The organism is Rhizobium sp. P1_C7 (assembly GCF_056406295.1).
This window is the reverse complement of the sequence record NZ_JBFUAL010000006.1, coordinates 195,076-216,366: the sequence shown is the minus strand read 5'-3', so window position 1 is coordinate 216,366 and position 21,291 is coordinate 195,076. Positions and strand designations below refer to the sequence as shown.

22 protein-coding genes are annotated in these 21,291 nt (G+C 59.3%); 13 read left to right on the top strand and 9 right to left on the bottom strand.

From position 1 onward, the window contains the following. Positions 1–8: 8 nt before the first annotated feature. Complete coding sequence (locus AC1D2R_RS11710; protein ID WP_477967444.1) at positions 9–1,772, bottom strand: glucan ABC transporter ATP-binding protein/ permease; 1,764 nt, start codon at positions 1,770–1,772, stop codon at positions 9–11. Between the two features lie 293 nt (positions 1,773–2,065). Between AC1D2R_RS11710 and AC1D2R_RS11705 the strand changes: the two genes are divergently transcribed. The 3 genes from AC1D2R_RS11705 to AC1D2R_RS11695 all read left to right on the top strand — a co-directional run bounded on the left by AC1D2R_RS11705 (position 2,066) and on the right by AC1D2R_RS11695 (position 7,017). Next, positions 2,066–2,806 carry a LuxR family transcriptional regulator gene (locus AC1D2R_RS11705; protein WP_477967443.1) on the top strand — a complete coding sequence of 247 codons (741 nt, stop codon included), beginning with the start codon at positions 2,066–2,068 and terminating at the stop codon, positions 2,804–2,806. Positions 2,807–2,921: 115 nt separating this feature from the next. Next, the gene (pyc, locus tag AC1D2R_RS11700; protein WP_477967442.1) at positions 2,922–6,386 is read left to right on the top strand and encodes a pyruvate carboxylase; all 3,465 of its coding nucleotides are present in this window, start codon (positions 2,922–2,924) and stop codon (positions 6,384–6,386) included. A gap of 70 nt (positions 6,387–6,456) precedes the next feature. After that, on the top strand, positions 6,457–7,017 hold the full coding sequence (locus AC1D2R_RS11695) for an NADPH-dependent FMN reductase (RefSeq protein ID WP_477967441.1): 561 nt from the start codon (positions 6,457–6,459) through the stop codon (positions 7,015–7,017). A gap of 21 nt (positions 7,018–7,038) precedes the next feature. Here AC1D2R_RS11695 and AC1D2R_RS11690 read toward each other — a convergent pair whose 3' ends face one another. The 3 genes from AC1D2R_RS11690 to AC1D2R_RS11680 form a co-directional block, all read right to left on the bottom strand. Further along, positions 7,039–7,800 carry an amino acid ABC transporter ATP-binding protein gene (locus tag AC1D2R_RS11690; protein WP_477967440.1) on the bottom strand — a complete coding sequence of 254 codons (762 nt, stop codon included), beginning with the start codon at positions 7,798–7,800 and terminating at the stop codon, positions 7,039–7,041. Next, positions 7,797–8,477, bottom strand: coding sequence for an amino acid ABC transporter permease (locus AC1D2R_RS11685; RefSeq protein ID WP_477967439.1), 681 nt, complete (start codon positions 8,475–8,477; stop codon positions 7,797–7,799). Before AC1D2R_RS11685 ends, AC1D2R_RS11690 begins: the two co-directional genes overlap by 4 nt. Positions 8,478–8,584: 107 nt before the next feature. Then, positions 8,585–9,358: an amino acid ABC transporter substrate-binding protein gene (locus AC1D2R_RS11680; RefSeq protein WP_477967438.1), complete on the bottom strand. Its 774-nt coding sequence runs from the start codon at positions 9,356–9,358 to the stop codon at positions 8,585–8,587. A 243-nt stretch (positions 9,359–9,601) separates the two neighbouring features. On the opposite strand from AC1D2R_RS11680, the gene AC1D2R_RS11675 reads away from it, so the two are divergent. From AC1D2R_RS11675 to ispG, 3 genes are all read left to right on the top strand, one after another. Further along, positions 9,602–10,384, top strand: a complete 783-nt coding sequence (locus tag AC1D2R_RS11675) for a DeoR/GlpR family DNA-binding transcription regulator (protein WP_477967437.1) — start codon at positions 9,602–9,604, stop codon at positions 10,382–10,384. A gap of 47 nt (positions 10,385–10,431) precedes the next feature. Then, positions 10,432–11,625 carry an MFS transporter gene (locus AC1D2R_RS11670; RefSeq protein WP_477967436.1) on the top strand — a complete coding sequence of 398 codons (1,194 nt, stop codon included), beginning with the start codon at positions 10,432–10,434 and terminating at the stop codon, positions 11,623–11,625. Positions 11,626–11,722: 97 nt separating this feature from the next. Beyond that, positions 11,723–12,973 carry a flavodoxin-dependent (E)-4-hydroxy-3-methylbut-2-enyl-diphosphate synthase gene (gene ispG, locus AC1D2R_RS11665; protein ID WP_477967435.1) on the top strand — a complete coding sequence of 417 codons (1,251 nt, stop codon included), beginning with the start codon at positions 11,723–11,725 and terminating at the stop codon, positions 12,971–12,973. Between the two features lie 13 nt (positions 12,974–12,986). Here the strand turns inward: ispG and AC1D2R_RS11660 are convergent, their stop codons facing one another. Continuing rightward, on the bottom strand, positions 12,987–13,625 hold the full coding sequence (locus AC1D2R_RS11660; RefSeq protein ID WP_477967579.1) for a LysE family translocator: 639 nt from the start codon (positions 13,623–13,625) through the stop codon (positions 12,987–12,989). Between the two features lie 137 nt (positions 13,626–13,762). After that, on the bottom strand, positions 13,763–14,677 hold the full coding sequence (locus tag AC1D2R_RS11655; RefSeq protein ID WP_477967434.1) for a polyprenyl synthetase family protein: 915 nt from the start codon (positions 14,675–14,677) through the stop codon (positions 13,763–13,765). 134 nt (positions 14,678–14,811) lie between these two features. Between AC1D2R_RS11655 and mtgA the strand changes: the two genes are divergently transcribed. From mtgA to AC1D2R_RS11630, 5 genes are all read left to right on the top strand, one after another. After that, positions 14,812–15,558, top strand: a complete 747-nt coding sequence (gene mtgA, locus AC1D2R_RS11650; RefSeq protein ID WP_477967578.1) for a monofunctional biosynthetic peptidoglycan transglycosylase — start codon at positions 14,812–14,814, stop codon at positions 15,556–15,558. Positions 15,559–15,655: 97 nt separating this feature from the next. Then, positions 15,656–16,375 (top strand): DUF1868 domain-containing protein, encoded by a 720-nt coding sequence (locus AC1D2R_RS11645; RefSeq protein WP_477967433.1) that lies wholly within the window; start codon positions 15,656–15,658, stop codon positions 16,373–16,375. Positions 16,376–16,389: 14 nt separating this feature from the next. Further along, positions 16,390–17,037: a glutathione S-transferase family protein gene (locus AC1D2R_RS11640; protein ID WP_477967432.1), complete on the top strand. Its 648-nt coding sequence runs from the start codon at positions 16,390–16,392 to the stop codon at positions 17,035–17,037. A gap of 157 nt (positions 17,038–17,194) precedes the next feature. Further along, entirely contained in the window at positions 17,195–17,380 is a 186-nt protein-coding gene (gene rpmF, locus AC1D2R_RS11635; protein WP_003543812.1) for a 50S ribosomal protein L32, read from the top strand. Positions 17,381–17,523: 143 nt separating this feature from the next. Then, positions 17,524–17,931, top strand: a complete 408-nt coding sequence (locus AC1D2R_RS11630) for a hypothetical protein (protein WP_477967431.1) — start codon at positions 17,524–17,526, stop codon at positions 17,929–17,931. A 70-nt stretch (positions 17,932–18,001) separates the two neighbouring features. Here AC1D2R_RS11630 and phaR read toward each other — a convergent pair whose 3' ends face one another. Further along, the gene (gene phaR / locus AC1D2R_RS11625) at positions 18,002–18,574 is read right to left on the bottom strand and encodes a polyhydroxyalkanoate synthesis repressor PhaR (RefSeq protein ID WP_477967430.1); all 573 of its coding nucleotides are present in this window, start codon (positions 18,572–18,574) and stop codon (positions 18,002–18,004) included. Positions 18,575–18,812: 238 nt separating this feature from the next. On the opposite strand from phaR, the gene AC1D2R_RS11620 reads away from it, so the two are divergent. After that, positions 18,813–19,994, top strand: coding sequence for an acetyl-CoA C-acetyltransferase (locus tag AC1D2R_RS11620; RefSeq protein WP_477967429.1), 1,182 nt, complete (start codon positions 18,813–18,815; stop codon positions 19,992–19,994). Between the two features lie 68 nt (positions 19,995–20,062). Beyond that, the gene (gene phbB / locus AC1D2R_RS11615) at positions 20,063–20,788 is read left to right on the top strand and encodes an acetoacetyl-CoA reductase (protein ID WP_477967428.1); all 726 of its coding nucleotides are present in this window, start codon (positions 20,063–20,065) and stop codon (positions 20,786–20,788) included. On the opposite strand, the gene AC1D2R_RS11610 is transcribed toward phbB, so the two are convergent. After that, the gene (locus AC1D2R_RS11610; protein WP_477967427.1) at positions 20,785–20,943 is read right to left on the bottom strand and encodes a hypothetical protein; all 159 of its coding nucleotides are present in this window, start codon (positions 20,941–20,943) and stop codon (positions 20,785–20,787) included. The genes phbB and AC1D2R_RS11610 overlap by 4 nt on opposite strands. Next, on the bottom strand, positions 20,940–21,227 hold the full coding sequence (locus AC1D2R_RS11605; RefSeq protein WP_477967426.1) for a hypothetical protein: 288 nt from the start codon (positions 21,225–21,227) through the stop codon (positions 20,940–20,942). Before AC1D2R_RS11605 ends, AC1D2R_RS11610 begins: the two co-directional genes overlap by 4 nt. Positions 21,228–21,291: the final 64 nt, after the last annotated feature.

The window sequence follows — 21,291 nt, the reverse complement described above, 5'->3', positions numbered from 1 at the left end:
CAGATTTCTCAGGCAGCTTCAGTCGTATGTGCCTTGCGGACTTCCTCGTCCGTCAGAATGCCGCTGGCGCGCAACAGTGCGGCGAAGCGGCCGTTGCTTTGGCTGAGTTCATCGAAGCTCCCTTCTTCGACCACGCGGCCGCTATCAAGGAAGAGAACCTTGTCGGCTTCGCGAACCGTCGACAGGCGGTGTGCGATGATGAAGGTCGTGCGGTTCTGACGCAGATTGTCGATCGCAGCCTTCACGCGGTTTTCCGTTTCAACATCGAGCGCACTCGTGGCTTCATCGAGCACCAGAATCGGCGCGTCCTTGAGGATTGCGCGGGCGATGGCCACACGCTGGCGTTCACCGCCCGAAAGTCTGCTGCCACGTTCGCCGACATGGGTGTCATACTGATCTTCGCGGGTCTCGATGAAGTCTGCGGCGGCAGCAGCTTCGGCTGCGCGACGCATTTCTTCTTCACTTGCGCCCTCGCGGCCGAGGCGGATGTTGTCGCTGATCGAACGGTTGAGTAGGCCGGCATCCTGAAACACGGTGGCAATGTAGCGGCGCAGCGACTTGCGGGTGATCTTCGTGATGTCGTGGCCATCCACGAGGATCTTGCCGCTGTTCGCATCGTAAACACGCTGCAGCAGGTTGACCAGCGTCGTCTTGCCGGCTCCGGTCGGACCGACGATCGCAACCGTTTGACCGGCCTTGACCGAGAAGGAGACGTTGTGCAGGCCCTGCGACGAGTTGTCGAAGCCGAAGGAGACGTCACGGAATTCGACTTCACCCTTCACATCGGAAATGTCGGCATTGCCGGCCGGCTCTTCGCGATCACGCACGGAGTCTTCGAGGTTGTAGAAGTCCTCGAGCTTCGAGCGAGCCTCGAAAATCTGCGTTGCAAACTGGCGCATCTGATCGAGGCGCGAGATCAGCAGGTTTGCAAAGCCTATGAAGGCAATCACGTCGCCGATCCGGAGCTGGCCGGACTGAACCATCAGCGTGCCAATCACCAGAATGATCATCATCGCGATGGTCGATGCCATGCGGTTCATCGCACCCGCAATTGCCCACCAGTCGAGAACAGGATACTGGGCCTGCAGCAGGCGGTCGGCAAATGACTTAAGCGCCTTGGTTTCCGCTTCGATACGGTTGTAGCTGTGCAGAACCGACACGTTGCTGATGGAGTCGCTGACATGCGAGAAAACCGTGTGGTAGTGGTTTTCGACCGACGCCTGGCCATCCTTGGTGCGACTCATGACCAGGCGGCCAATCAGCCAGTAGGCGATACCGAGCACAACGAGCACGCCAGACAGGCGCATATCCATCGACATCGCAGTCGGGATCAGAATGACGATCGCGACGGCCGTTGCCAAGTGATTGCGCATGAACTCAAGCCAAAGGCCGAACAGCGTTTCGCATGCGCGCAGTAGCGTATGCAGCGCATTGGACGTTCCACGCTGTTGGTGCCAGGACAGCGGCATGGAAATGATGCGGCCGAAGGCTTCCGTCAAAAGCGTGGCGCGGCGGCCATGCGCCAGCCGGTCTGCCTCGCGGGCGACCAGAACGAAGGCTATGGTGTTGAAAACGGCAAAGCCGGCCCACATGAAGAGAATGGGTTTGACCTCACCCTTGCCGGAAATTGCATCGATAATACGTCCAAACAGGATAGGCTCGGCGATTGTGATCGCTGCGAGCACGATGTTCGCGACAACGACCAGGGATACGCGGAGCTTGTAGGCGCCGAGATAGCGCAAAGCTCTTGCATAGACCTTGAATAGCGACACGGCGATACCTCTTGTGCATCTGCGAAATATTAGATGTTGCGATGCTACAAAAAATTACCTGAACCGGCGATTAACGGCGCGTTCATTCCTGCAGGCGGCGCCCATCTCGGCGGCGTTGGAATATTCAATGAAATACTGGGGATTTGCAATTATCACTTGCATTGTGATGTCGGCATGGCACACCATAAACTATATTATGGACTGTAGTTTCGATTTCCTGGGTCGCTGCTTTGATATCCAGGTCCCGGGTGGGGCTTCATTTAAAGCACCTATCACCGGAACAGGGGCATTTAGTGAATATTCATTCTTTAATCCAATTACTTGTCTTGGTGGAAGAGTGCCGGAAACCCGAGGCGGTAATCGACGAGCTTCGACATGTCATCACTTCCTACGGGTTCTCTTACTACGGTGTTATCAGGTATCCGAAGCAAACTGAGGATCCGGTGGGCCTGATGCTGGCCGGCCAATGGCCGGACATGTGGCCGCAGATCTATCTCTCCAAGAAGTACGTCTTGAGCGATCCCACTGTGCGCTATCTCGCATATGCGCAACGGCCGTTTCGCTGGAAGGATAGTCTTGCCGCGTTCCGCGAGGATGCGCATTACCGCCGAATGGAGCAGATGATGGCTGACGCGAGCAGCCATGGCCTCAGGGACGGCTACACCTTTCCCATATACGGACGAAACGGCATCCTTGGTTATATGACCCTAGGGGGGCGGCCCGTGGATCTTTCGCCTGTCGAGATTTCCCTGCTTGACGCAATCGCGCGCAAGACTTTCTGGCGTCTTCTGGAATTCAGGGGAGACGCGCAGGCGCTTCTGGAAGTGTCCGGTGCAGACACGCGTCTGACCCGCCGTGAAATGGAAATATTGCAATATCTTGCGGAAGGCATGACCTCGGTCGAGATCGGCAAGCACCTCAAGATTTCAAACCATACCGTCGACTGGTACATGAACGGCCTGCAGCATAAGCTGAAGTCCAAGAACAGGCAGCATGCCGTCGCGGTTGCCTTCCGCCATGGGCTGATTGCGTAGTTCTGAGAAATTCGATTCGCGGGCCGTCGGGGAAATTGAACTTTCCGTGACAGCAGGTTAAGACTCTTCTTCGCGGGTGCAGCATTGCCCGTTTCGATGCCGTGAGGAGACAGCATTGCCGATTTCGAAGATACTTGTTGCCAACCGTTCGGAAATTGCCATCCGCGTGTTTCGCGCGGCTAACGAGCTCGGGATAAAAACGGTCGCGATATGGGCGGAAGAAGACAAACTGGCGCTGCACAGATTCAAGGCTGACGAAAGCTATCAGGTCGGTCGCGGCCCGCATCTTGCTCGCGATCTGGGGCCAATCGAAAGCTATCTGTCGATCGACGAAGTCATCAGGGTTGCCAAGCTGTCCGGCGCTGACGCGATCCATCCGGGTTACGGCCTGCTGTCAGAGAGCCCGGAATTCGTCGACGCCTGCAAGCAGGCCGGCATCATCTTCATCGGCCCCAAGGGCGATACCATGCGCCAGCTCGGTAACAAGGTCGCGGCGCGCAATCTGGCGATCTCGGTCGGCGTGCCCGTCGTGCCTGCCACCGAACCGCTGCCTGATGATGCGAAAGAAGTGGCCCGCATGGCCGAAGAAATCGGTTACCCGGTGATGCTAAAGGCCTCCTGGGGCGGCGGCGGTCGCGGCATGCGCGCGATCCGCGACCCGAAGGATCTCGCCCGTGAAGTGACCGAAGCCAAGCGCGAGGCGATGGCTGCTTTCGGCAAGGACGAGGTCTATCTCGAAAAGCTCGTCGAGCGTGCCCGCCACGTCGAAAGCCAGATCCTCGGCGACACGCACGGCAACGTCGTGCATCTTTTCGAGCGCGACTGCTCCATCCAGCGCCGCAACCAGAAAGTCGTCGAGCGCGCACCGGCGCCCTATCTTTCGCAAGCGCAGCGCCAAGAGCTTGCGGACTATTCGCTGAAAATCGCCAAGGCAACGAACTACATCGGCGCCGGCACCGTCGAATATCTCATGGATGCGGACACCGGCAAATTCTACTTCATCGAAGTCAATCCGCGCATCCAGGTCGAGCATACCGTCACCGAAGTCGTGACCGGCATCGATATCGTCAAGGCGCAGATCCATATCCTCGACGGCTTTGCAATCGGCACGCCGGAATCTGGCGTTCCTAGACAGGAGGACATTCGCCTCAACGGTCACGCGCTGCAGTGCCGCATTACGACGGAGGATCCGGAGCACAACTTCATCCCGGACTATGGCCGCATCACGGCTTATCGTTCGGCCTCGGGATTCGGTATCCGTCTCGACGGCGGCACGTCCTATTCGGGTGCGATCATTACCCGCTACTACGACCCGCTGCTGGTCAAGGTCACCGCCTGGGCGCCGAACCCGTCCGAGGCGATTGCCCGCATGGACCGCGCGTTGCGTGAATTCCGCATCCGCGGCGTCGCAACGAACCTGACCTTCCTTGAAGCGATCATCACGCATCCGAAATTCAAGGACAACAGCTACACCACGCGTTTTATCGACACGACACCGGAGCTGTTCCAGCAGGTGAAGCGTCAGGACCGTGCGACCAAGCTTCTGACCTACCTTGCCGATGTAACGGTCAACGGCCATCCGGAAGCCAAGGACCGGCCGCGGCCGCCTGCCGATGCGGCGATACCGGTCGTGCCGTACACCAATGGAAATGGCATTTCGGACGGCACCAAGCAATTGCTCGATACGCTCGGGCCGAAGAAATTCGGCGAATGGATGCGCAATGAAAAGCGCGTCCTGATGACCGACACCACCATGCGCGACGGCCATCAGTCGCTGCTCGCAACGCGCATGCGCACCCACGATATCGCCCGCATCGCCGGGACCTACGCGCATGCCCTGCCGAACCTGCTGTCTCTCGAATGTTGGGGTGGTGCGACCTTCGACGTCTCTATGCGCTTCCTGACGGAAGATCCGTGGGAGCGCCTGGCGCTGGTGCGTGAAGCGGCCCCGAACCTTTTGCTGCAGATGCTGCTGCGCGGCGCCAATGGCGTCGGCTACAAGAACTATCCTGACAATGTCGTCAAATATTTCGTCCGCCAGGCGGCCAAGGGCGGCATCGATCTCTTCCGCGTCTTCGACTGCCTGAACTGGGTCGAGAACATGCGCGTCTCGATGGATGCGGTGGCTGAGGAGAGCAAGCTCTGCGAAGCGGCGATCTGCTACACTGGCGACATCCTGAATTCGGCTCGCCCGAAATACGATCTCAAGTACTACACGGATCTCGCCGTTCAGCTTGAAAAGGCTGGCGCTCACATCATCGCTCTGAAGGATATGGCCGGCCTGTTGAAGCCGGCTGCGGCCACGGTGCTGTTCAAGGCGCTGCGGGAAGCCACGAGCCTGCCCATCCACTTTCACACGCACGACACGTCGGGCATTGCTGCCGCCACTGTGCTCGCTGCGGTGGACGCGGGCGTCGACGCGGTGGATGCGGCGATGGATGCGCTCTCCGGCAACACATCGCAGCCCTGCCTCGGCTCGATCGTCGAAGCGCTGCGTGGTTCCGAGCGCGATCCGGGCCTCGATCCCGAGTGGATCCGCCGTATTTCCTTCTATTGGGAGGCCGTGCGCAACCAGTACGCCGCCTTCGAAAGCGACCTGAAGGGTCCGGCATCGGAAGTCTACCTGCACGAAATGCCTGGCGGCCAGTTCACCAATCTCAAGGAACAGGCCCGCTCCCTTGGCCTCGAAACCCGCTGGCATCAGGTGGCGCAGGCTTATGCCGATGCCAATCAGATGTTCGGGGACATCGTCAAAGTGACGCCGTCTTCCAAGGTCGTCGGCGACATGGCGCTGATGATGGTGTCCCAGGATTTGAGCGTGGCCGACGTCGTCAACCCCGACAAGGAAGTCTCCTTCCCGGAATCCGTCGTCTCGATGCTCAAGGGCGATCTCGGACAGCCGCCATCGGGATGGCCGGAAGCATTGCAGAAGAAGGCGCTGAAGGGCGATCAGCCTTACACCGTGCGCCCCGGCTCGCTGCTCGAAGACGCCGATCTCGATGCCGAGCGCAAGACGATCGGGGCCAAGCTGGAGCGTGAGGTCAGCGATTTCGAGTTCGCGTCCTACTTGATGTATCCGAAGGTGTTCACCGACTTTGCGCTGGCCTCCGATACTTACGGTCCGGTTTCGGTCCTGCCGACGCCTTCCTACTTCTATGGTCTTGCTGATGGCGACGAGCTTTTTGTCGATATCGAGAAGGGCAAGACGCTGGTCATCGTCAACCAGGCGATGAGCGGCACCGACAGCCAGGGGATGGTGACGGTGTTTTTCGAACTCAACGGCCAGCCGCGCCGTATCAAGGTTCCCGATCGTGCGCATGGTGCCACCGGCGCTGCCGCTCGTCGCAAGGCCGAACCCGGCAATGCAGCTCATGTCGGCGCGCCGATGCCGGGTGTGATCTCCCGCGTCTTCGTCTCGCCGGGTCAGACGATCAACGCCGGCGACGTGCTGGTCTCGATCGAAGCCATGAAGATGGAGACCGCGATCCACGCGGAGAAGGACGGCACAATGGCAGAGGTGCTCGTCAAGGCGGGCGACCAGATCGACGCCAAGGATCTGTTGGTCACCTATGCGGGGTGACCCGCCTGTTCGAAGATAAAGGGCGGCCTTCCGGGCCGCCCTTTGCTGTTTTGCATTGAGGAAGGTCGATATGAGTAAACTTAAGATTGCCGTCATCGTCGGAAGTACGCGTATCGGTCGTTTTGCCGACCATCCTGCAAAGTGGATCGCGGATATTGCCCGCAGCCGCCCTGAACTGGAGGTCGAGGTCCTCGATCTGCTGGATTATCCCATGGCCCTGTTTGGCGAAGCTCGAGCGACAGAAGCCGAAAGCGAGACGGCAGAGCACTGGAAGAAGAAACTGCGCGAATTCGACGGCTACATCTTTACCGTTGCCGAATACAATCACGCGCCGACCGCGGTTCTGAAAAATGCTATCGATCTTGGCGAGTTTATCCAGAAGCCGGTCGCATTCGTAGGCTACGGCGGTGTCGGTGGCGCGCGTGCGGTCGAGCATCTGCGCCTGATTTTCGTCGAGATGAGCGCGGCCTCAGTCAAGACCGGCGTACACATCTCCCTTGCGGATTACATTGCTGTCGCAAGGGACGGCAAAAGCCTGAGCGACTATCCGCACCTCGGCGAAGCCGCCAAGAACCAGCTCGACCAGCTTGTCTGGTGGGGCAATGCCCTGAAGGCCGCGCGTTCCGCTTGAACCAACGGCCGCCCCCCCCGCTTATATGTCGTAGGTGTGGGCGGCGTTGATCGTTGAAATGAAGCGCTTGGTGCGCTCACGCTCCGGCGCGGTGAATATGTTTTTCGCGCTGCCCGTTTCGACGACGCTTCCAGCTTCCAGGAAAACGACGTCGTTGGCGATCTTGGAGGCCAGCCGCAGATCGTGCGTGGCCATCACCATGGTTGTCCCCTCCCTAGCGAGGCGGCCCAAGACATCGACAACCTCGGCGGAGAGTTCGGGGTCCAGCGCCGATGTCGGCTCGTCGCACAAGAGCACGCGCGGCGACGGAGCAAGGGCGCGGGCAATCGCGACGCGCTGCTGTTGGCCGCCGGAAAGAGTTGCCGGCCAGGCGTCGGCCTTGTGAGCCATGCCAACCTTCGTGAGCAGCTCCATGGCGCGGTCGCGGGCTTTCGCCCCCGGCCACTTTAGGACGGTGACCAAGCCCTCCATCACGTTTTCGATTGCCGTTTGATGCGGGAAGAGCTGGAAATTCTGAAACACCATACCCGTCTGCCGGCGGATCTTCTGGATGGCCTGCCACCTGGTTTTCTGACCGGGCGCGAACGTCAGCTGCTCGTCGCCGATACGGATCGCGCCTGCTGTCGGGATCTCCAGCAGGTTGATGCAGCGAAGCAGCGTGCTCTTGCCACCGCCTGACGGGCCGACGAGGGCAGTGACGCTGCCTTCCGGTATGCGGATGCTGATGTCCTTCAGGATGACGGCATCGCCGAAACGTTTTTCAATGTTGGAAAGCTCGATCATGTGTTTGCCTCCAGCATGCCGCCATAGCGCGCGAAACGACGCTCGAGCCTTACCTGCAGCGCGGACAGAACGGAGCTTAGCGCGAGATAGATCAGCGCTGCCTCGATATAGAGGATCAAAGGCTCGTAGGTGGTGGCGACGATACGCTGCGCAGCCTGAAAAAGCTCAGGCACGGTAATCGCGGCGGCGAGTGAGGTGTCTTTTACGAGCGAGATGAAGGTATTGGAGAGAGGAGGAACCGCGACGCGTGCTGCCTGGGGCAATATGGTTCGCGTCATGGCCTGGCGCCAGCTCATCCCGATCGAGTAGGCGGCCTCCCACTGCCCTTTCGGTACCGACGAAATCACCGCGCGTATGATTTCGGAGCTGTAGGCGCCGATGTTCAGTGTGAAGCCGATGAGCGCTGCCGGAAAGGCATCGAGCAGGATGCCGATGCTCGGCAAACCGTAGAAGATCACGAAGAGCTGGACCAGCAACGGCGTGCCGCGAATGACCCACACATAGAAGCGGGCGAGCGCGACCACCGGCCCTGCGCCGAAGAGGCGCGCAATTGCGGTGATCAGGCCAAGGGCAAGGCCGAGCACGAAGGACAGCAATGTGAGCGGAATGGTGAAGACCAACCCGGCCCAGAGAAGCGGCGCGAGCGAATCGGTCATCAGCTGAAGCCATTGCGGCACGGGCATATCCCTCAAAAGCAAGACGCGTTCAGCGAGGTTTCGCTGAACGCTTTCAAAGGCACATATAGAGGATGTCAGGGCGGCGGGAAACTGCCGCCGAAGGCTGATTACTTGGAGACGTCCTGACCGAAATACTTGTCGGCGATCTTCTTGTAGGTGCCGTCCGCCTTAATGTCGGTGAGCGCTTTGTTGATCGCTTCCAGAAGTTCCGGTTCGCTCTTGCGGATGATGATGCCGGAATAGTCGGCATTTTCCTGCTGAGCGACAATCTTCACCGGGGCGTCCGGCTTGTGCTTCTTGAAATCGAGGAAGGAGAGGCTGTCGTTGATCGTCGCGTCGGCGCGCTTGGTCAGCACGAGCTGGATCGACTGGTCGAAGCCGTCGGTGCCGACAAGCTCGGCGCCTGCCTGCTCGGCAAGCTTGCCGAAGTTGCTGGTCAACGATTGTGCCGACTTCTTGCCCTTGAGGTCGGCAAAGGACTTGATGCTGTCATCGCCGTCGCGAACGATCAGCACGGCCTTCGAAGCGATGTAGGGCTCAGAGAAATCGTATTTCTGCTTGCGCGCCTCGGTGATACCGACCTGGTTGATGACGGTGTCGTAGCGCTTGGCGTCGAGGCCGGCGATCAGCCCGTCCCACTTGCCTTCGACGAACTCGGCCTTGACGCCGAGCTTGGCTGCGACGGCTTCACCGATCTCGACGTCGAAGCCAACGAGCTTACCGCTTTCGTCGTGATAGGTGAAGGGCGCGTAGGTTCCTTCGGTGCCGACCTTGAAGACGCCGGCCGATTTGATCGCGGCAAGATTGTCGCCAGCAAGGGCGGGCATGAGCGCGGCAGCATGGATCGATGCAGCTGTCGCGATGATCTTCAGGAGGTTCATTTTTCTATCCAGTTCACCAGATGTGGTCGATGCAGGGAAAATCGCAGAAAAGCAGATGTGAAGATGCGTAGAAAACTGCAAATAGAAACGGCAGCTGCGAATATTTTTCTCATTTTTCATGAATTCGGCGCTGGTTGTTTCACGCGGTGAAAAAACGTGTACGCTCTCTGCTTGCGTGCACGTTTATATCCATTTATGCATGTTTGTATCGATTTTTTGACCCCTGCTGTGGATTAAGCCGAGATGAATGTGAGCGAACTTCTTTTGCAGGAGCGGCAGAGCGCCATCTTGAGCAAGTTGAATACCCGTGGCCGGGTTCTGGCTGGGGAGCTTGCTGTCGAATTCGGCGTATCCGAAGACACGGTTCGCCGGGATCTCCGAGAGATGGCTGCGGCCGGGCTTTGCGAGCGCGTCTATGGCGGCGCGCTGCCGGTTTCGCCTGTTGCCACGAGCATGAACCAGCGCATGAGCATGGCGCGGGATCGCAAGCAGGCACTGGCGCTTGCCGCCGTTTCGCAGATTTCGGCTGGAGCAACTGTGTTTTTCGACGCCGGCAGCACCAATGTCGCCATCGCGGCGGCGCTGCCTGACGATATGGCGTTGACGGCGGCAACGAATGCGCCGGCCATCGCTGCGGCGCTGATCGAAAAACCTCTGGTCAACGTCATTCTGATCGGCGGTCTCGTCGATAGACAGGCTGGGGGCGCGCTGGGTGCCAAGGCCATGCGTGACATGGGGCAGCTTTCGCCCGATCTTTGTGTTCTGGGTGCGTGCGGTATCGACCTTGCGGCGGGGATCACGGCCATCGGCTTCGAGGACGCGGAGTTCAAACGCTTCGCGGCATCAAGAAGCAAGTCGGTTCTCGTTGCGGTCACCTCCGAGAAGTTTGCGACAGCGGCACCGCACAGCGTTCTGTCTGTGGCGCATTGCGACTGCCTGGTGGTCGAGCACGACGCTGATCCAGACGTGCTGGTGCGCTATCGTGACCACGGATGCCGAACGATCGTGGCCGGCGAGGCGCTATAATTCTAGTTTAATCAGCTGCCGGGCAGACAGGCATATTGGGAAGAAACATGGACCATCAAGTGAATACAGCGCCTGTCACCAGGAGCGGCTTCGTGACAAAAAGCAGGGTGGCAGTTTCGCTGCTGTTCCTGATGAACGGCTTCTTCGTCGGCTGCTGGGCCCCGAAAATTCCGGAATTCGCCGAGCGGCTTCAGCTCAGCAAGTTCGAGCTCGGACTGATGATCTTGGTCTTCGGCGTCGGCTCGCTCACGCTTATGCCGATCGCCGGCGGGCAGATTGCCCGGCACGGTTCACGGCTCGTGGCCCAGGTCTCTGCCGTCTGCCTACTGCCCTTTTTGCTTGCGCTGACGCTTTCGCCAAATGTCGTCACCGGAGCAATCTCGATCTTCCTGTTCGGCGGTTTCATCGGCGCGATGGACGTTGCCATGAACGCGAACGCGGTCGCCGTGGAAAAGTCCATGCGGCGGGCGATCATGTCGTCATGCCATGCCTTCTGGAGCCTTGGTGGCCTGATCGGCGCGGCCCTGGGCGGCCTTCTGATTGCCAAGCTCGGCGTACTCTGGCATGCGGGGCTTGCGACGCTTCTTGCAGCGATCATCCTTGGAGTCGCCTGGACCATGATCCATGCCGACCCGCCACATCCCGATGAGAAAAAGAAAAAGACACGGCTGCCGATGGTGCCGCTGCCTTGGCTGCTCGGTCTCATGGCGCTGTTTTCCATGGTCCCCGAAGGCGCGGTGCTGGATTGGGGCGCGCTCTATCTGCGCCAGGAGCTCGGCGCATCGGTCGCTCTTTCCGGCTTCGGTTTTGCGGCGTTCTCGCTGACGATGGCCATCATGCGCTTTGCCGGCGATCTTGTCCGCGACCGGTTCGGCGGTGTCAAGACACTGAGAATCTGCACCCTCTTCGCCATTGCCGGCATGCTATTCGCGGCGCTCGCGCCGAGCGCGGAAATTGCGATCATCGGCTTTGCACTGTGCGGCGTCGGCATTTCGAACATGGTTCCGATCGCCTTCTCGGCTGCCGGCAATATTCCCGGTCTAAAGAACGGCATCGGGCTCTCGGTGGTAACGACGATGGGTTATTCCGGCATGCTGGTTGCGCCTTCCGCCATCGGCTTCGTCGCGGAACATGTCGGCTTCGGTGTCGTCTTCATGGTGCTTCCCGTCTTGCTTGTCGTCGTGCTTTTGTTATCGAACCTGGCACGCTACGCCGACGGCATTTCCGGAGGCGGTCACTGAGGCCGCCGCCAAGCAAAAGTGATGCGCCGGGCGGTTGACAACAAAGCGGGCATGATCCACCTGAAAGAGATCAATTTTAGGGGTTCAAGAACTCTCCATGTCTTCTGCTGCAGATTTTGATCCGAAAGCGCGCCGCGCCTCGGTCGCCGTCGATGTCGGAGGTGTCATCGTGGGCGGTGGCGCGCCCGTCGTCGTGCAATCGATGACCAATACCGATACTGCCGATGTCGATTCGACCGTCGCTCAGGTGGCTGCGTTGTTCAACGCGGGCTCGGAACTGGTTCGTATCACCGTCGATCGCGATGAGAGTGCCGCTGCCGTTCCGAAGATTCGCGAGCGGCTGTTGCGCCTGGGCATGGACGTGCCGCTCATCGGCGATTTCCACTACATCGGCCACAAGCTCCTTGCCGATCATCCGGCGTGCGCCGAAGCCTTGGCGAAGTACCGCATCAATCCCGGCAACGTCGGCTTCAAGGACAAGAAGGACAAGCAGTTCGCCGAGATCGTCGAGATCGCGATCCGCCATGACAAGCCGGTTCGCATCGGCGTCAACTGGGGATCGCTCGATCAGGATCTCTTGACAGCATTGATGGACCAGAACGCTGAAGCAGGCTCTCCGCTTTCGGCGCGTCAGGTTACGCGTGAGGCGATCGTGCAGTCGGCGCTAATCTCGGCCAATCTGGCCGAAGAGATAGGTCTGCCGCGCAACCGCATCATCCTTTCTGCCAAGGTCAGCCAGGTGCAGGACCTGATTGCCGTCTATTCCATGCTGTCCGAACGCTCGGACCATGCGCTGCATCTCGGCCTGACCGAAGCCGGCATGGGAACGAAAGGCATTGTCGCGTCGTCTGCCGCCATGGGCTACGTGCTGCAGCACGGCATTGGAGACACGGTGCGTGTTTCGTTGACGCCGGAGCCGAATGGAGACCGGACGCGCGAAGTGCAGGTCGCGCAGGAGTTGCTGCAAGTCATGGGCTTTCGTCAGTTCGTGCCCGTCGTCGCCGCTTGTCCCGGCTGCGGCCGCACCACCTCGACGGTCTTCCAGGAACTGGCGCAGAATATTCAGAACGATTTGCGCAAGAACATGCCGGTCTGGCGCGAGAAGTATCCGGGCGTCGAGTCACTGAACGTGGCGGTCATGGGCTGCATCGTCAACGGGCCGGGTGAAAGCAAGCATGCCGATATCGGCATTTCGCTGCCGGGTACCGGTGAAACCCCTGCCGCTCCGGTCTTTATCGACGGCAGCAAGGCGTTGACGCTGCGTGGACCGAACATCGCTTCGGATTTCGAGGCGCTGGTCGCCGATTACATCGAAAAGCGCTTCGGACAGAAAACCGCTGCGGAGTAACAGGCTCCAGCCGTCAAATCCGGCTGGTCAGCAGCTTCAGTCCAGCGAAGCAGTAGAAGGCTGCCATCGCGCCTTCGATCCAGCGCCGCAGGCTGCGGTAGATCCTCAAGGCGTGCGGCGTTGAAAAGAGCAGCGCATAGCCCATGAAAACGGTAAAGCCCGTCGCCATGCACACTCCGATGATCAGCCCCGCGACGGATGCCGGGGCGCCTTGCGGCATGCCGAGCGCGATGATCGCGAGCCACGCGAAGATCGCCTTCGGATTGGTGACGTGAATGCCGTAGCCCCGCAGCAGCAATGCCCGGGTCGACAAGCTCTTTTGCACGACAGTCTGCGGCAGATCATCGCTTGAACGCATGGCCTTGAACGCCTTGTAGGCAAGATAGAGCAGGTAGAGACCGCCGAAGATCTTCAGGATCTCCAGGGCGATCGCGTAGGTCTGGAGAATGGTCGCCAGGCCGAGCGCGGCAGCGCAGGCCCAGGTGAAGGAGCCGGCGAATATCCCAAGCGAGATCGTCATTCCGGCCTTTCGGCCATGCATCATCGAGGTCGACACGATCGCCATGATTGCCGGCCCCGGGCTGATGACGGCGATCAGATAGGCGACATAGGCGGGCAGGATCTGCGGCAGGTAGGTCAAGGTCTCATGCATCTTGCGTCTCACGCTCGGGCGACGGGGACCGTTCATCGGAACGCCCGCGTTCTTGTCCATTTCTAGGCCCGGTTCCCAGCCGCCGACAAGAGACTGCGCCTCGTGCCTAGCCTGGAATATTGTCTCGGTGACGCTTTTCAGCACTTACGCTTGGCAATGAAGTGGGCCGTTTCGACCAGAACAGCGCCACGCGCGGCATAGGGCGACAGCAGCGCTTCGGCCTCGCCAATGTGTTCGTCAAGCGTAGCCTCCGCCCATGAAAGGCCATGCAGGCCGACCAGTGTTCCCTTGCCGCGTCCGGCGTCCTTGCCGGTTGCCTTGCCCATCGTCGCTGCATCGGCCGTCAGGTCGAGAATGTCGTCGGCCAACTGGAAGGCAAGGCCGATCTTTTCTCCAAATCTGCGCAGTCTTGCACGATCCTCTGCCGCAGCGCCGGCGATCATCGCGCCGGCCTCGCAGGCGAAGCGGATGAGTGCGCCTGTTTTCATCGCCTGCAGCGTGACGATACCGTGCTCGTCCGGGGATTGCTTCTCGGCCGCCAAATCGAGCGCCTGCCCCCCCGCCATGCCACCAATGCCGGCGGCGCGCGCCAGTGCCATTACGAGCGCAATCTTGCTTGCATTCGGCAAGGCTGTCTGTTCAGAGGCGATGATGTCGAAGGCGTAGGTGAGCAGGCTGTCACCCGCCAGAATCGCAGTCGCTTCGTCGAAAGCGATATGCGTCGTCGGCTTGCCACGGCGCGTATCGTCGTCGTCCATGGCCGGCAGGTCGTCGTGGACCAGCGAATAACAGTGCACGCATTCGAGCGCTGCCCCCACCCGCAGCGCAGCTTGCCTGTTGCCGCCGAGCAATGCAGCTGTCTCGACGACCAGAAAGGGCCGCAGGCGCTTGCCGCCATTCAAGACCGCATAGTGCATGGCGGAACGCAGGCGTTCCGGACGGGCGATTTCGTCATCGAGAACCTTTGTCGAAAGCAGTCCATCCAGGAGGGTCTCGATTTCGCGCGCGTTGGCAGCCAGTCTCGTTTCGAATGCTTTGAAATTTGCGTTCATGGCGCGTTGTTTGGCATGAGCGGCCTTCGGCTTGCAACGGAATTGTCGATGGAGCGGGCAAGATTTCCTTTGTCTCTGGCAATGGCAGTTTGCAGGCGTTATGGAGAATGAGGGAACGTGACTGGGTCGGGGATTTGGACATAGCGCCGGATAGAGAGGACAGCATGGCCGTGCCGCCTTACAGGCAGGTGCTGCTTTGGCTGAGGGATCGCTCGATGATGATGCGCGTTGTTCTTGCGATCGGCGCGCTTCTCGTACTTCCCTACGTCCTGATCTTCCTCTACCTGCTGCCCTTCATCCATCCGGTCTCCACGCTGATGTTGCGCGATCTTGTGCTTATGCAAGGCTACGATCGCCAGTGGGTTTCGATCGATAAGATCTCGCCTGTTCTGGTGCAGTCGGTGATGATGTCCGAGGATGGGCAGTATTGCTTTCACGGCGGCGTCGATTGGGACGAGATGCGGATGCTGGTCACCGATACGCTCGGAGGCAAGTCGACGCGGGGCGGCAGCACGATTCCGATGCAGACGGCGAAGAACCTGTTCTTGTGGAATAGCCGCTCATTCGTTCGCAAGGCCATGGAACTGCCGCTGGCCGTCACCGCTGACTTCGTCTGGTCCAAGCGACGCCTGATGGAGATCTATCTCAATATCGCGGAATGGGGTCCCGGGATCTACGGCATTGAGGCCGCAGCGCGTTATCATTTCAAGGTGCCTGCCTCGAAGCTTACGAGCCGCCAGGCGGCACTCCTGGCGGTCTCGCTGCCCAATCCCATCGACCGCAACGCCGGCAAGCCGGGCAGGGGGCTGCGCAGGCTGGCTGCCGTCATCGAACGGCGAGCGCGAGGCTCCGGCGAATACATCAGATGCATTTATGATTGACATGAGAAGCTGTCGTTGGTGACGACAGGTGTCATCTGGCATTCGTGGTTGAGACGTATGGACGGGCCTCCCGCCAGCAACCACCGGACGCCCAGCGATGATCACCGCCCTTTCCCCAGCGCTTTTGAACTATTTTGAAACTCACAATCCAAATCCGCCAAAGCATCTCGGCACGCGCTACGACGAGAGCGGTACTTTTCTCCGAGAGCCCGGCAATACCGTGGTCTGCCACCTGGTCGAAGGATCGGCATCACAACGTGCAATCATCGACGCACGGCAGCGGCTGCTGGAGATGCCGCAGTCCTTGCAGTTCGCCTTCACCCCGATTTCCAGCCTGCACATGACGCTGTTCCAAGGCATCATCGAATATCGCCGCAGATTGCCCTACTGGCCGCAGGAGATTGCGCTTGATACCGAGATCGATGGCATGACCGATCTCTACCTCGATCGGCTGCAGTCCTTCGCTGCCCTCGAGCCGTTCCGCGTCGGCGTAACCGAGGTGACGCCGGCTGGATTGACTGTTGAAGGGCTTACGGTGGATGACCGACGGTCTATGCACGCTTGGCGTGACGCTCTTGCCAATGTCTTCGGCTACCGGCATCCCGACCATGACAGCTACGTCTTCCATATCACCTTCTGCTACCCGAGACGCTGGCTCAACGAGGCGGCACTGACTGCATGGCAGGCGATGCTCGATGCTGCGCTGGACGCGTTGCGCCGGACCACACCTGTTGTAGAATTGAAACCGCCTGCCTTCTGCAGTTTCCAGGATATGAACCATTTCGAAGAGCGGCTCGTATTTGATAGAGCCATGTAATAGGAGAGAGCCCGTTGGATAGACTGACGCTCTATATCGGCAACAAGAATTATTCTTCTTGGTCCTTCCGCCCATGGATCGCCATGACTGCGGCGCGTATTCCGTTCGAGGAAGTCCTTGTCCCCTTTGACTTTGCCGCCGGAAATCCACGGCTCAAGGAATTTTCGCCGACCGGGCAGGTACCCGTTCTTCAGCATGGTGATCTTCGCGTCTGGCAGTCGCTGGCGATCATCGAATATGTTGCCGAGCTCTTTCCGGAAGCGGAGATCTGGCCCAAGGAGCGTGACAAGCGTGCCGTGGCGCGGGCGGTTTCGATGGAAATGCTCTCCGGCTTCAGGGCTCTGCGCAGCGCCTGCCCGATGAACATCCGGCGGGCAAAGGGCAAGATCGTGCTGGCGGATGGTGTCATGGCCGATGTAGCGCGTATCGAAACGATCTGGCGGGACCTGCGCGCGCATTCGGGAGGACCATTTCTTTTCGGCGCTTTCACCGGGGCCGATGCGATGTTTGCGCCTGTCGTCAGCCGACTCGATGTCTATGATCTGGTGACAGCAGGCGACACATTGAGCTATATGACGGCGGTAAAGGCGCATCCTGCCTGGGAGGCCTGGGAAGAAGCGGCGCGCGCCGAACCCTGGGTCGTAGAAGAAGACGAGGTCTGATCGCGGAAACGTCAGATTCTCCAAAAAATAAAGCTGGGGACTGGTCAAGCCCCTCCAAGGCATGTATAAGCGCGCAAAATTTCCGAAATCGCGATACGTCGTTTCGGCCGCCAGTCTGGCCGTTGGATGTGTTCGCCTGTGAAGTGGAGTAAGAGAAATGGCTGTACCGAAGAGAAAAACGAGCCCGTCCAAGCGCGGTATGCGCCGCTCTGCAGACGCACTGAAGGCTCCGACCTATGTTGAAGACAAGAACTCCGGCGAACTGCGTCGTCCGCACCATATCGATCTGAAGACCGGTATGTACCGCGGCCGTCAGGTTCTGACGCCGAAGGAAAGCGCATAATACTTTATGCGTTCTGCTTCAGCAGGATTTTGCGAGGTCGGCCAGGTGCCGACCTTTTGCTTTTAAGCAAATTATACTCTTTGATGCCTTGAAGTGACACGGCGGTTTACGGCACTATTCTTCTGTCGAGGGAGAATCTGCCAATGCTCAATGCTGTTCCACTGATGATCGTTCCTTTTATTCTCTACAATCTGGCAATGTTAGGCTTGATGGGGGGCGGCGGGCTTCCGTCACTTCACAACGATTTGTTCGTCCTCTCGATGATTTCGGGTGCCATATGGAGCATGTCGCTCGGCGATCTGTTTATCGTCGTCGCGCTCGTCGTGCTGTTCTTCGAGATCCTAAGGGCAACCCTCAATTCCCGCGGCAGCCTCACCAACCATATGCTGTCGATGTTGGTCTTCATTGCGTTTCTGGTCGAGTTTCTCCTCGTCCAGGATGCTGCAACGCAGGTCTTCTTTATTCTGCTGACAATTGCGCTGATCGATGTCGTCGGCGGCTTCGCCGTGTCGATCCGAAGCGCGGGGCGGGATGTTTCGATAGGGCTCTGAGGCGCGCTCCGCCGCGCACAACGCTTCAAGCCGCTGAGCTCGAAGAGATGTGCGCGCACGCCTTGATCGGTCAAAGGCTGTCGAGCTTGCTCTGAAGCGCGCGCAGCTGTTCCTTGAGCTCGTCGATGTCTTTCGCTTCCGCCTTGCGGCTCTCCTTGGCAGGCGGCTTCATGAAGGGCGAAAACATCTGCATGGCCTGCTGGAACATCTCGGTGTTGCGACGTACCTGCTCCTCCACCATCTGCAACGGCAACTGCAGGTTCTTCGTCAGTGGCGTTTCGCCGAAGGCTCGCGTGACCTGCTCCCGCATCTGCGATTGCTGCTCCGTGAAGGCGCGCATCGAATGCTCCAGAAAGCTCGGAACGACCATCTGCATCTGGTCGCCGTAGTAGGTGATCAGTTGGCGAAGGAATGAAATCGGCAGAAGCGTGTTGCCCGTCTTGGATTCCTGCTCGAAAATAATCTGCGTCAGCACAGAGTGAGTGATGTCATCACCGCTTTTGGCATCCTGGACCGTAAAATCCTCCCCCTTCTTGACCATCTCCGCCAGGTCTTCCAACGTCACATACGTGCTGGTGCCTGTGTTGTAGAGGCGGCGATTGGCGTATTTCTTAATTACGATCTGACCCTCATTTTTCGCCATATCAGTCTCCCAAAACCCGTCTGATTGTCATGAAAATTCCTCCACTTGAGAATGTAGACGCAAAAGAAGCTCGGTGACAATCTCTTTGTGCGATGCGGCAACCCCTTTTGCGGCAGGCATAATTTGCCCGAATGTAAGTTGCTGCGAAAATTGGCATATACGACTCTTGCCGTTTGACTTGGCGATAAAGCTTTGTCAGTTTCAACCTATATGTGGTGGAGTTAATGAGGAGACCGTCATGTCCAGTCCGTCCATCGTCATCGCCAGTGCCGGCCGTACCGCAGTCGGTTCGTTCAACGGCGCTTTTGCAACTGTTCCGGCTCATGAGTTGGGGGCGGCTGTCGTCAAGGGAGTACTTGAACGAGCGGGTGTTGAAGCCGGGGAGGTGGATGAGGTCATTCTCGGCCAGGTTCTGCCGGCGGGTGAGGGGCAGAACCCGGCACGCCAGGCTGCAATGAAGGCCGGCGTTCCAAAAGAAGCGACTGCTTGGGGCGTCAACCAGCTCTGCGGTTCCGGTCTTCGTGCGGTGGCACTTGGGATGCAGCAGATTGCCCTTGGCGACGCGAAGATTATCGTGGCAGGCGGCCAGGAATCCATGTCGATGGCGCCGCACGCCGCGCATCTGCGCGGCGGCGTCAAGATGGGAGACATGAAGATGATCGACACCATGATCAAGGACGGTCTCACCGATGCCTTCTACGGCTATCACATGGGCGTAACGGCTGAGAACATCGCCCGTCAGTGGCAGCTTTCACGCGATGAGCAGGACAAGTTTGCCGTGTCCTCGCAGAACAAGGCCGAGGCCGCGCAGAAGGCCGGGCGCTTCAAGGACGAGATTATTCCGTACCTGATCCAGACCCGGAAGGGCGATGTGACGGTGGATGCTGACGAATATATCCGCCATGGCGCCACGATGGATGCTATGGCGAAGCTTCGCCCCGCGTTTGACAAGGATGGTACCGTCACGGCCGCCAATGCGTCGGGCCTGAACGATGGTGCTGCTGCCGCCGTTCTCATGACGGAGGCGGAAGCATCCAGGCGCGGCATTCAGCCGCTTGCCCGCATCGTGTCCTGGGCAACTGCTGGCGTCGATCCGCAGGTTATGGGAACCGGCCCGATCCCGGCATCGCGCAAGGCACTGGAGAAGGCTGGCTGGTCGGTCGGCGATCTCGACCTGATCGAGGCGAACGAGGCGTTTGCAGCTCAGGCTTGCGCGGTCAACAAGGATCTCGGATGGGATACCGCGATCGTCAACGTCAATGGCGGTGCCATTGCGATCGGGCACCCGATCGGCGCATCCGGCGCGCGGGTTCTCAACACGCTCCTATTCGAGATGAAACGTCGCGGCGCCAAGAAGGGACTGGCCACGCTCTGCATCGGCGGCGGTATGGGCGTCGCGATGTGTTTCGAAGCACTTTGAATAGCCTGCGTTTCATGTCTTGATCGAGCTCCACAGGATAGTGGAGCCTTAAATAAGGGGAGCGGAACATGAGCAGAGTAGCTGTTGTCACTGGCGGTACGCGAGGCATCGGCGCCGCAATTTCCATGGCGCTAAAGAATGCCGGCTATAAGGTTGCTGCGAATTATGCCGGCAACGACGAGAAGGCGAAGGCTTTCCACGACGTGACGGGCATCGCGGTGTTCAAGTGGGACGTTTCCGACTACGTGGCTTGCGGCGAAGGCATTGCCAAGGTGGAGGCGGAACTGGGCCTTGTGGAGGTGCTCGTCAACAATGCGGGCATCACGCGGGATGCAATGTTCCACAAGATGACACCGCAGCAGTGGCACGAGGTGGTCAACACCAACCTGACGGGTCTCTTCAACATGACGCACCAGGTTTGGGCCGGCATGCGTGAACGCAGCTTCGGACGCATCGTCAACATTTCTTCGATCAATGGCCAAAAGGGACAGATGGGGCAGGTGAACTATTCCGCCGCGAAGGCGGGCGATCTCGGATTTACCAAGGCGCTGGCTCAGGAAGGGGCGGCCAAGAACATTACCGTCAACGCGATCTGCCCTGGCTACATCGGCACGGAGATGGTTCTTGCTGTTCCGGAGAAGGTCCTGAATGAGCGGATCCTTCCGCAGATTCCGGTGGGGCGGCTCGGGGAACCCGATGAAGTCGCACGCTGCGTCGTTTTTCTCGCGTCGGATGATGCGGGCTTCATCACTGGTTCGACGTTGAGCGCCAACGGTGGACAGCTTTTCGTTTAGCGAATTGAGGCCGTGTGATCGCTGTCGCGGTTGTTGCTTTGCTGCGAATGCGAATGGCTGTGCGGCGTATCGCGCGTTTCATATGGATTGATTGAGGCGGCATAGACTGCGAGCGCGATCGTCAGGAACGCGGCCGCGCCGATGATTCTGGTCATGTTGATACTTCCCGATTCCGGTGAACGCATTCGTGCTGCAGACCGGTGTCGATATTGGGGCCGATTTGAGGAATTATTCGGTCGCTCATCCGTTTGGTTGTTGCCGACCTCTGGCACTGACCGGAACCTTCTGCATCGCCGGAGTCGCGCCGCGCAGTGCGGCAGTTGCCGTGACAATAAAAGCGGTCGACACAAGGATGGCGACCGCCGAATTCAAGATGATCTGAGCCATGGGAGCATTCCTCTTCGACCAGGTCGGCGCTGATTGCGCCGACGCCGTTCATGAAAGAAATATGCGCTTGCGGCCCATTGTTCGATAGATCGACCTTTGGCGACCGACTGTCAGCG

Coding starts and splice junctions, on each gene's coding strand:
- AC1D2R_RS11675 (WP_477967437.1), top strand. CDS start 9,602: ATGAATGTGAGCGAACTTCTTTTGCAGGAGCGGCAGAGCGCCATCTTG.
- phbB (WP_477967428.1), top strand. CDS start 20,063: ATGAGCAGAGTAGCTGTTGTCACTGGCGGTACGCGAGGCATCGGCGCC.
- phaR (WP_477967430.1), bottom strand. CDS start 18,574: ATGGCGAAAAATGAGGGTCAGATCGTAATTAAGAAATACGCCAATCGC.
- AC1D2R_RS11690 (WP_477967440.1), bottom strand. CDS start 7,800: ATGATCGAGCTTTCCAACATTGAAAAACGTTTCGGCGATGCCGTCATC.
- rpmF (WP_003543812.1), top strand. CDS start 17,195: ATGGCTGTACCGAAGAGAAAAACGAGCCCGTCCAAGCGCGGTATGCGC.
- AC1D2R_RS11695 (WP_477967441.1), top strand. CDS start 6,457: ATGAGTAAACTTAAGATTGCCGTCATCGTCGGAAGTACGCGTATCGGT.
- AC1D2R_RS11620 (WP_477967429.1), top strand. CDS start 18,813: ATGTCCAGTCCGTCCATCGTCATCGCCAGTGCCGGCCGTACCGCAGTC.
- AC1D2R_RS11605 (WP_477967426.1), bottom strand. CDS start 21,227: ATGAACGGCGTCGGCGCAATCAGCGCCGACCTGGTCGAAGAGGAATGC.
- AC1D2R_RS11630 (WP_477967431.1), top strand. CDS start 17,524: ATGCTCAATGCTGTTCCACTGATGATCGTTCCTTTTATTCTCTACAAT.
- AC1D2R_RS11680 (WP_477967438.1), bottom strand. CDS start 9,358: ATGAACCTCCTGAAGATCATCGCGACAGCTGCATCGATCCATGCTGCC.
- AC1D2R_RS11660 (WP_477967579.1), bottom strand. CDS start 13,625: ATGCATGAGACCTTGACCTACCTGCCGCAGATCCTGCCCGCCTATGTC.
- AC1D2R_RS11645 (WP_477967433.1), top strand. CDS start 15,656: ATGATCACCGCCCTTTCCCCAGCGCTTTTGAACTATTTTGAAACTCAC.
- AC1D2R_RS11655 (WP_477967434.1), bottom strand. CDS start 14,677: ATGAACGCAAATTTCAAAGCATTCGAAACGAGACTGGCTGCCAACGCG.
- AC1D2R_RS11670 (WP_477967436.1), top strand. CDS start 10,432: ATGGACCATCAAGTGAATACAGCGCCTGTCACCAGGAGCGGCTTCGTG.
- ispG (WP_477967435.1), top strand. CDS start 11,723: ATGTCTTCTGCTGCAGATTTTGATCCGAAAGCGCGCCGCGCCTCGGTC.
- AC1D2R_RS11610 (WP_477967427.1), bottom strand. CDS start 20,943: ATGACCAGAATCATCGGCGCGGCCGCGTTCCTGACGATCGCGCTCGCA.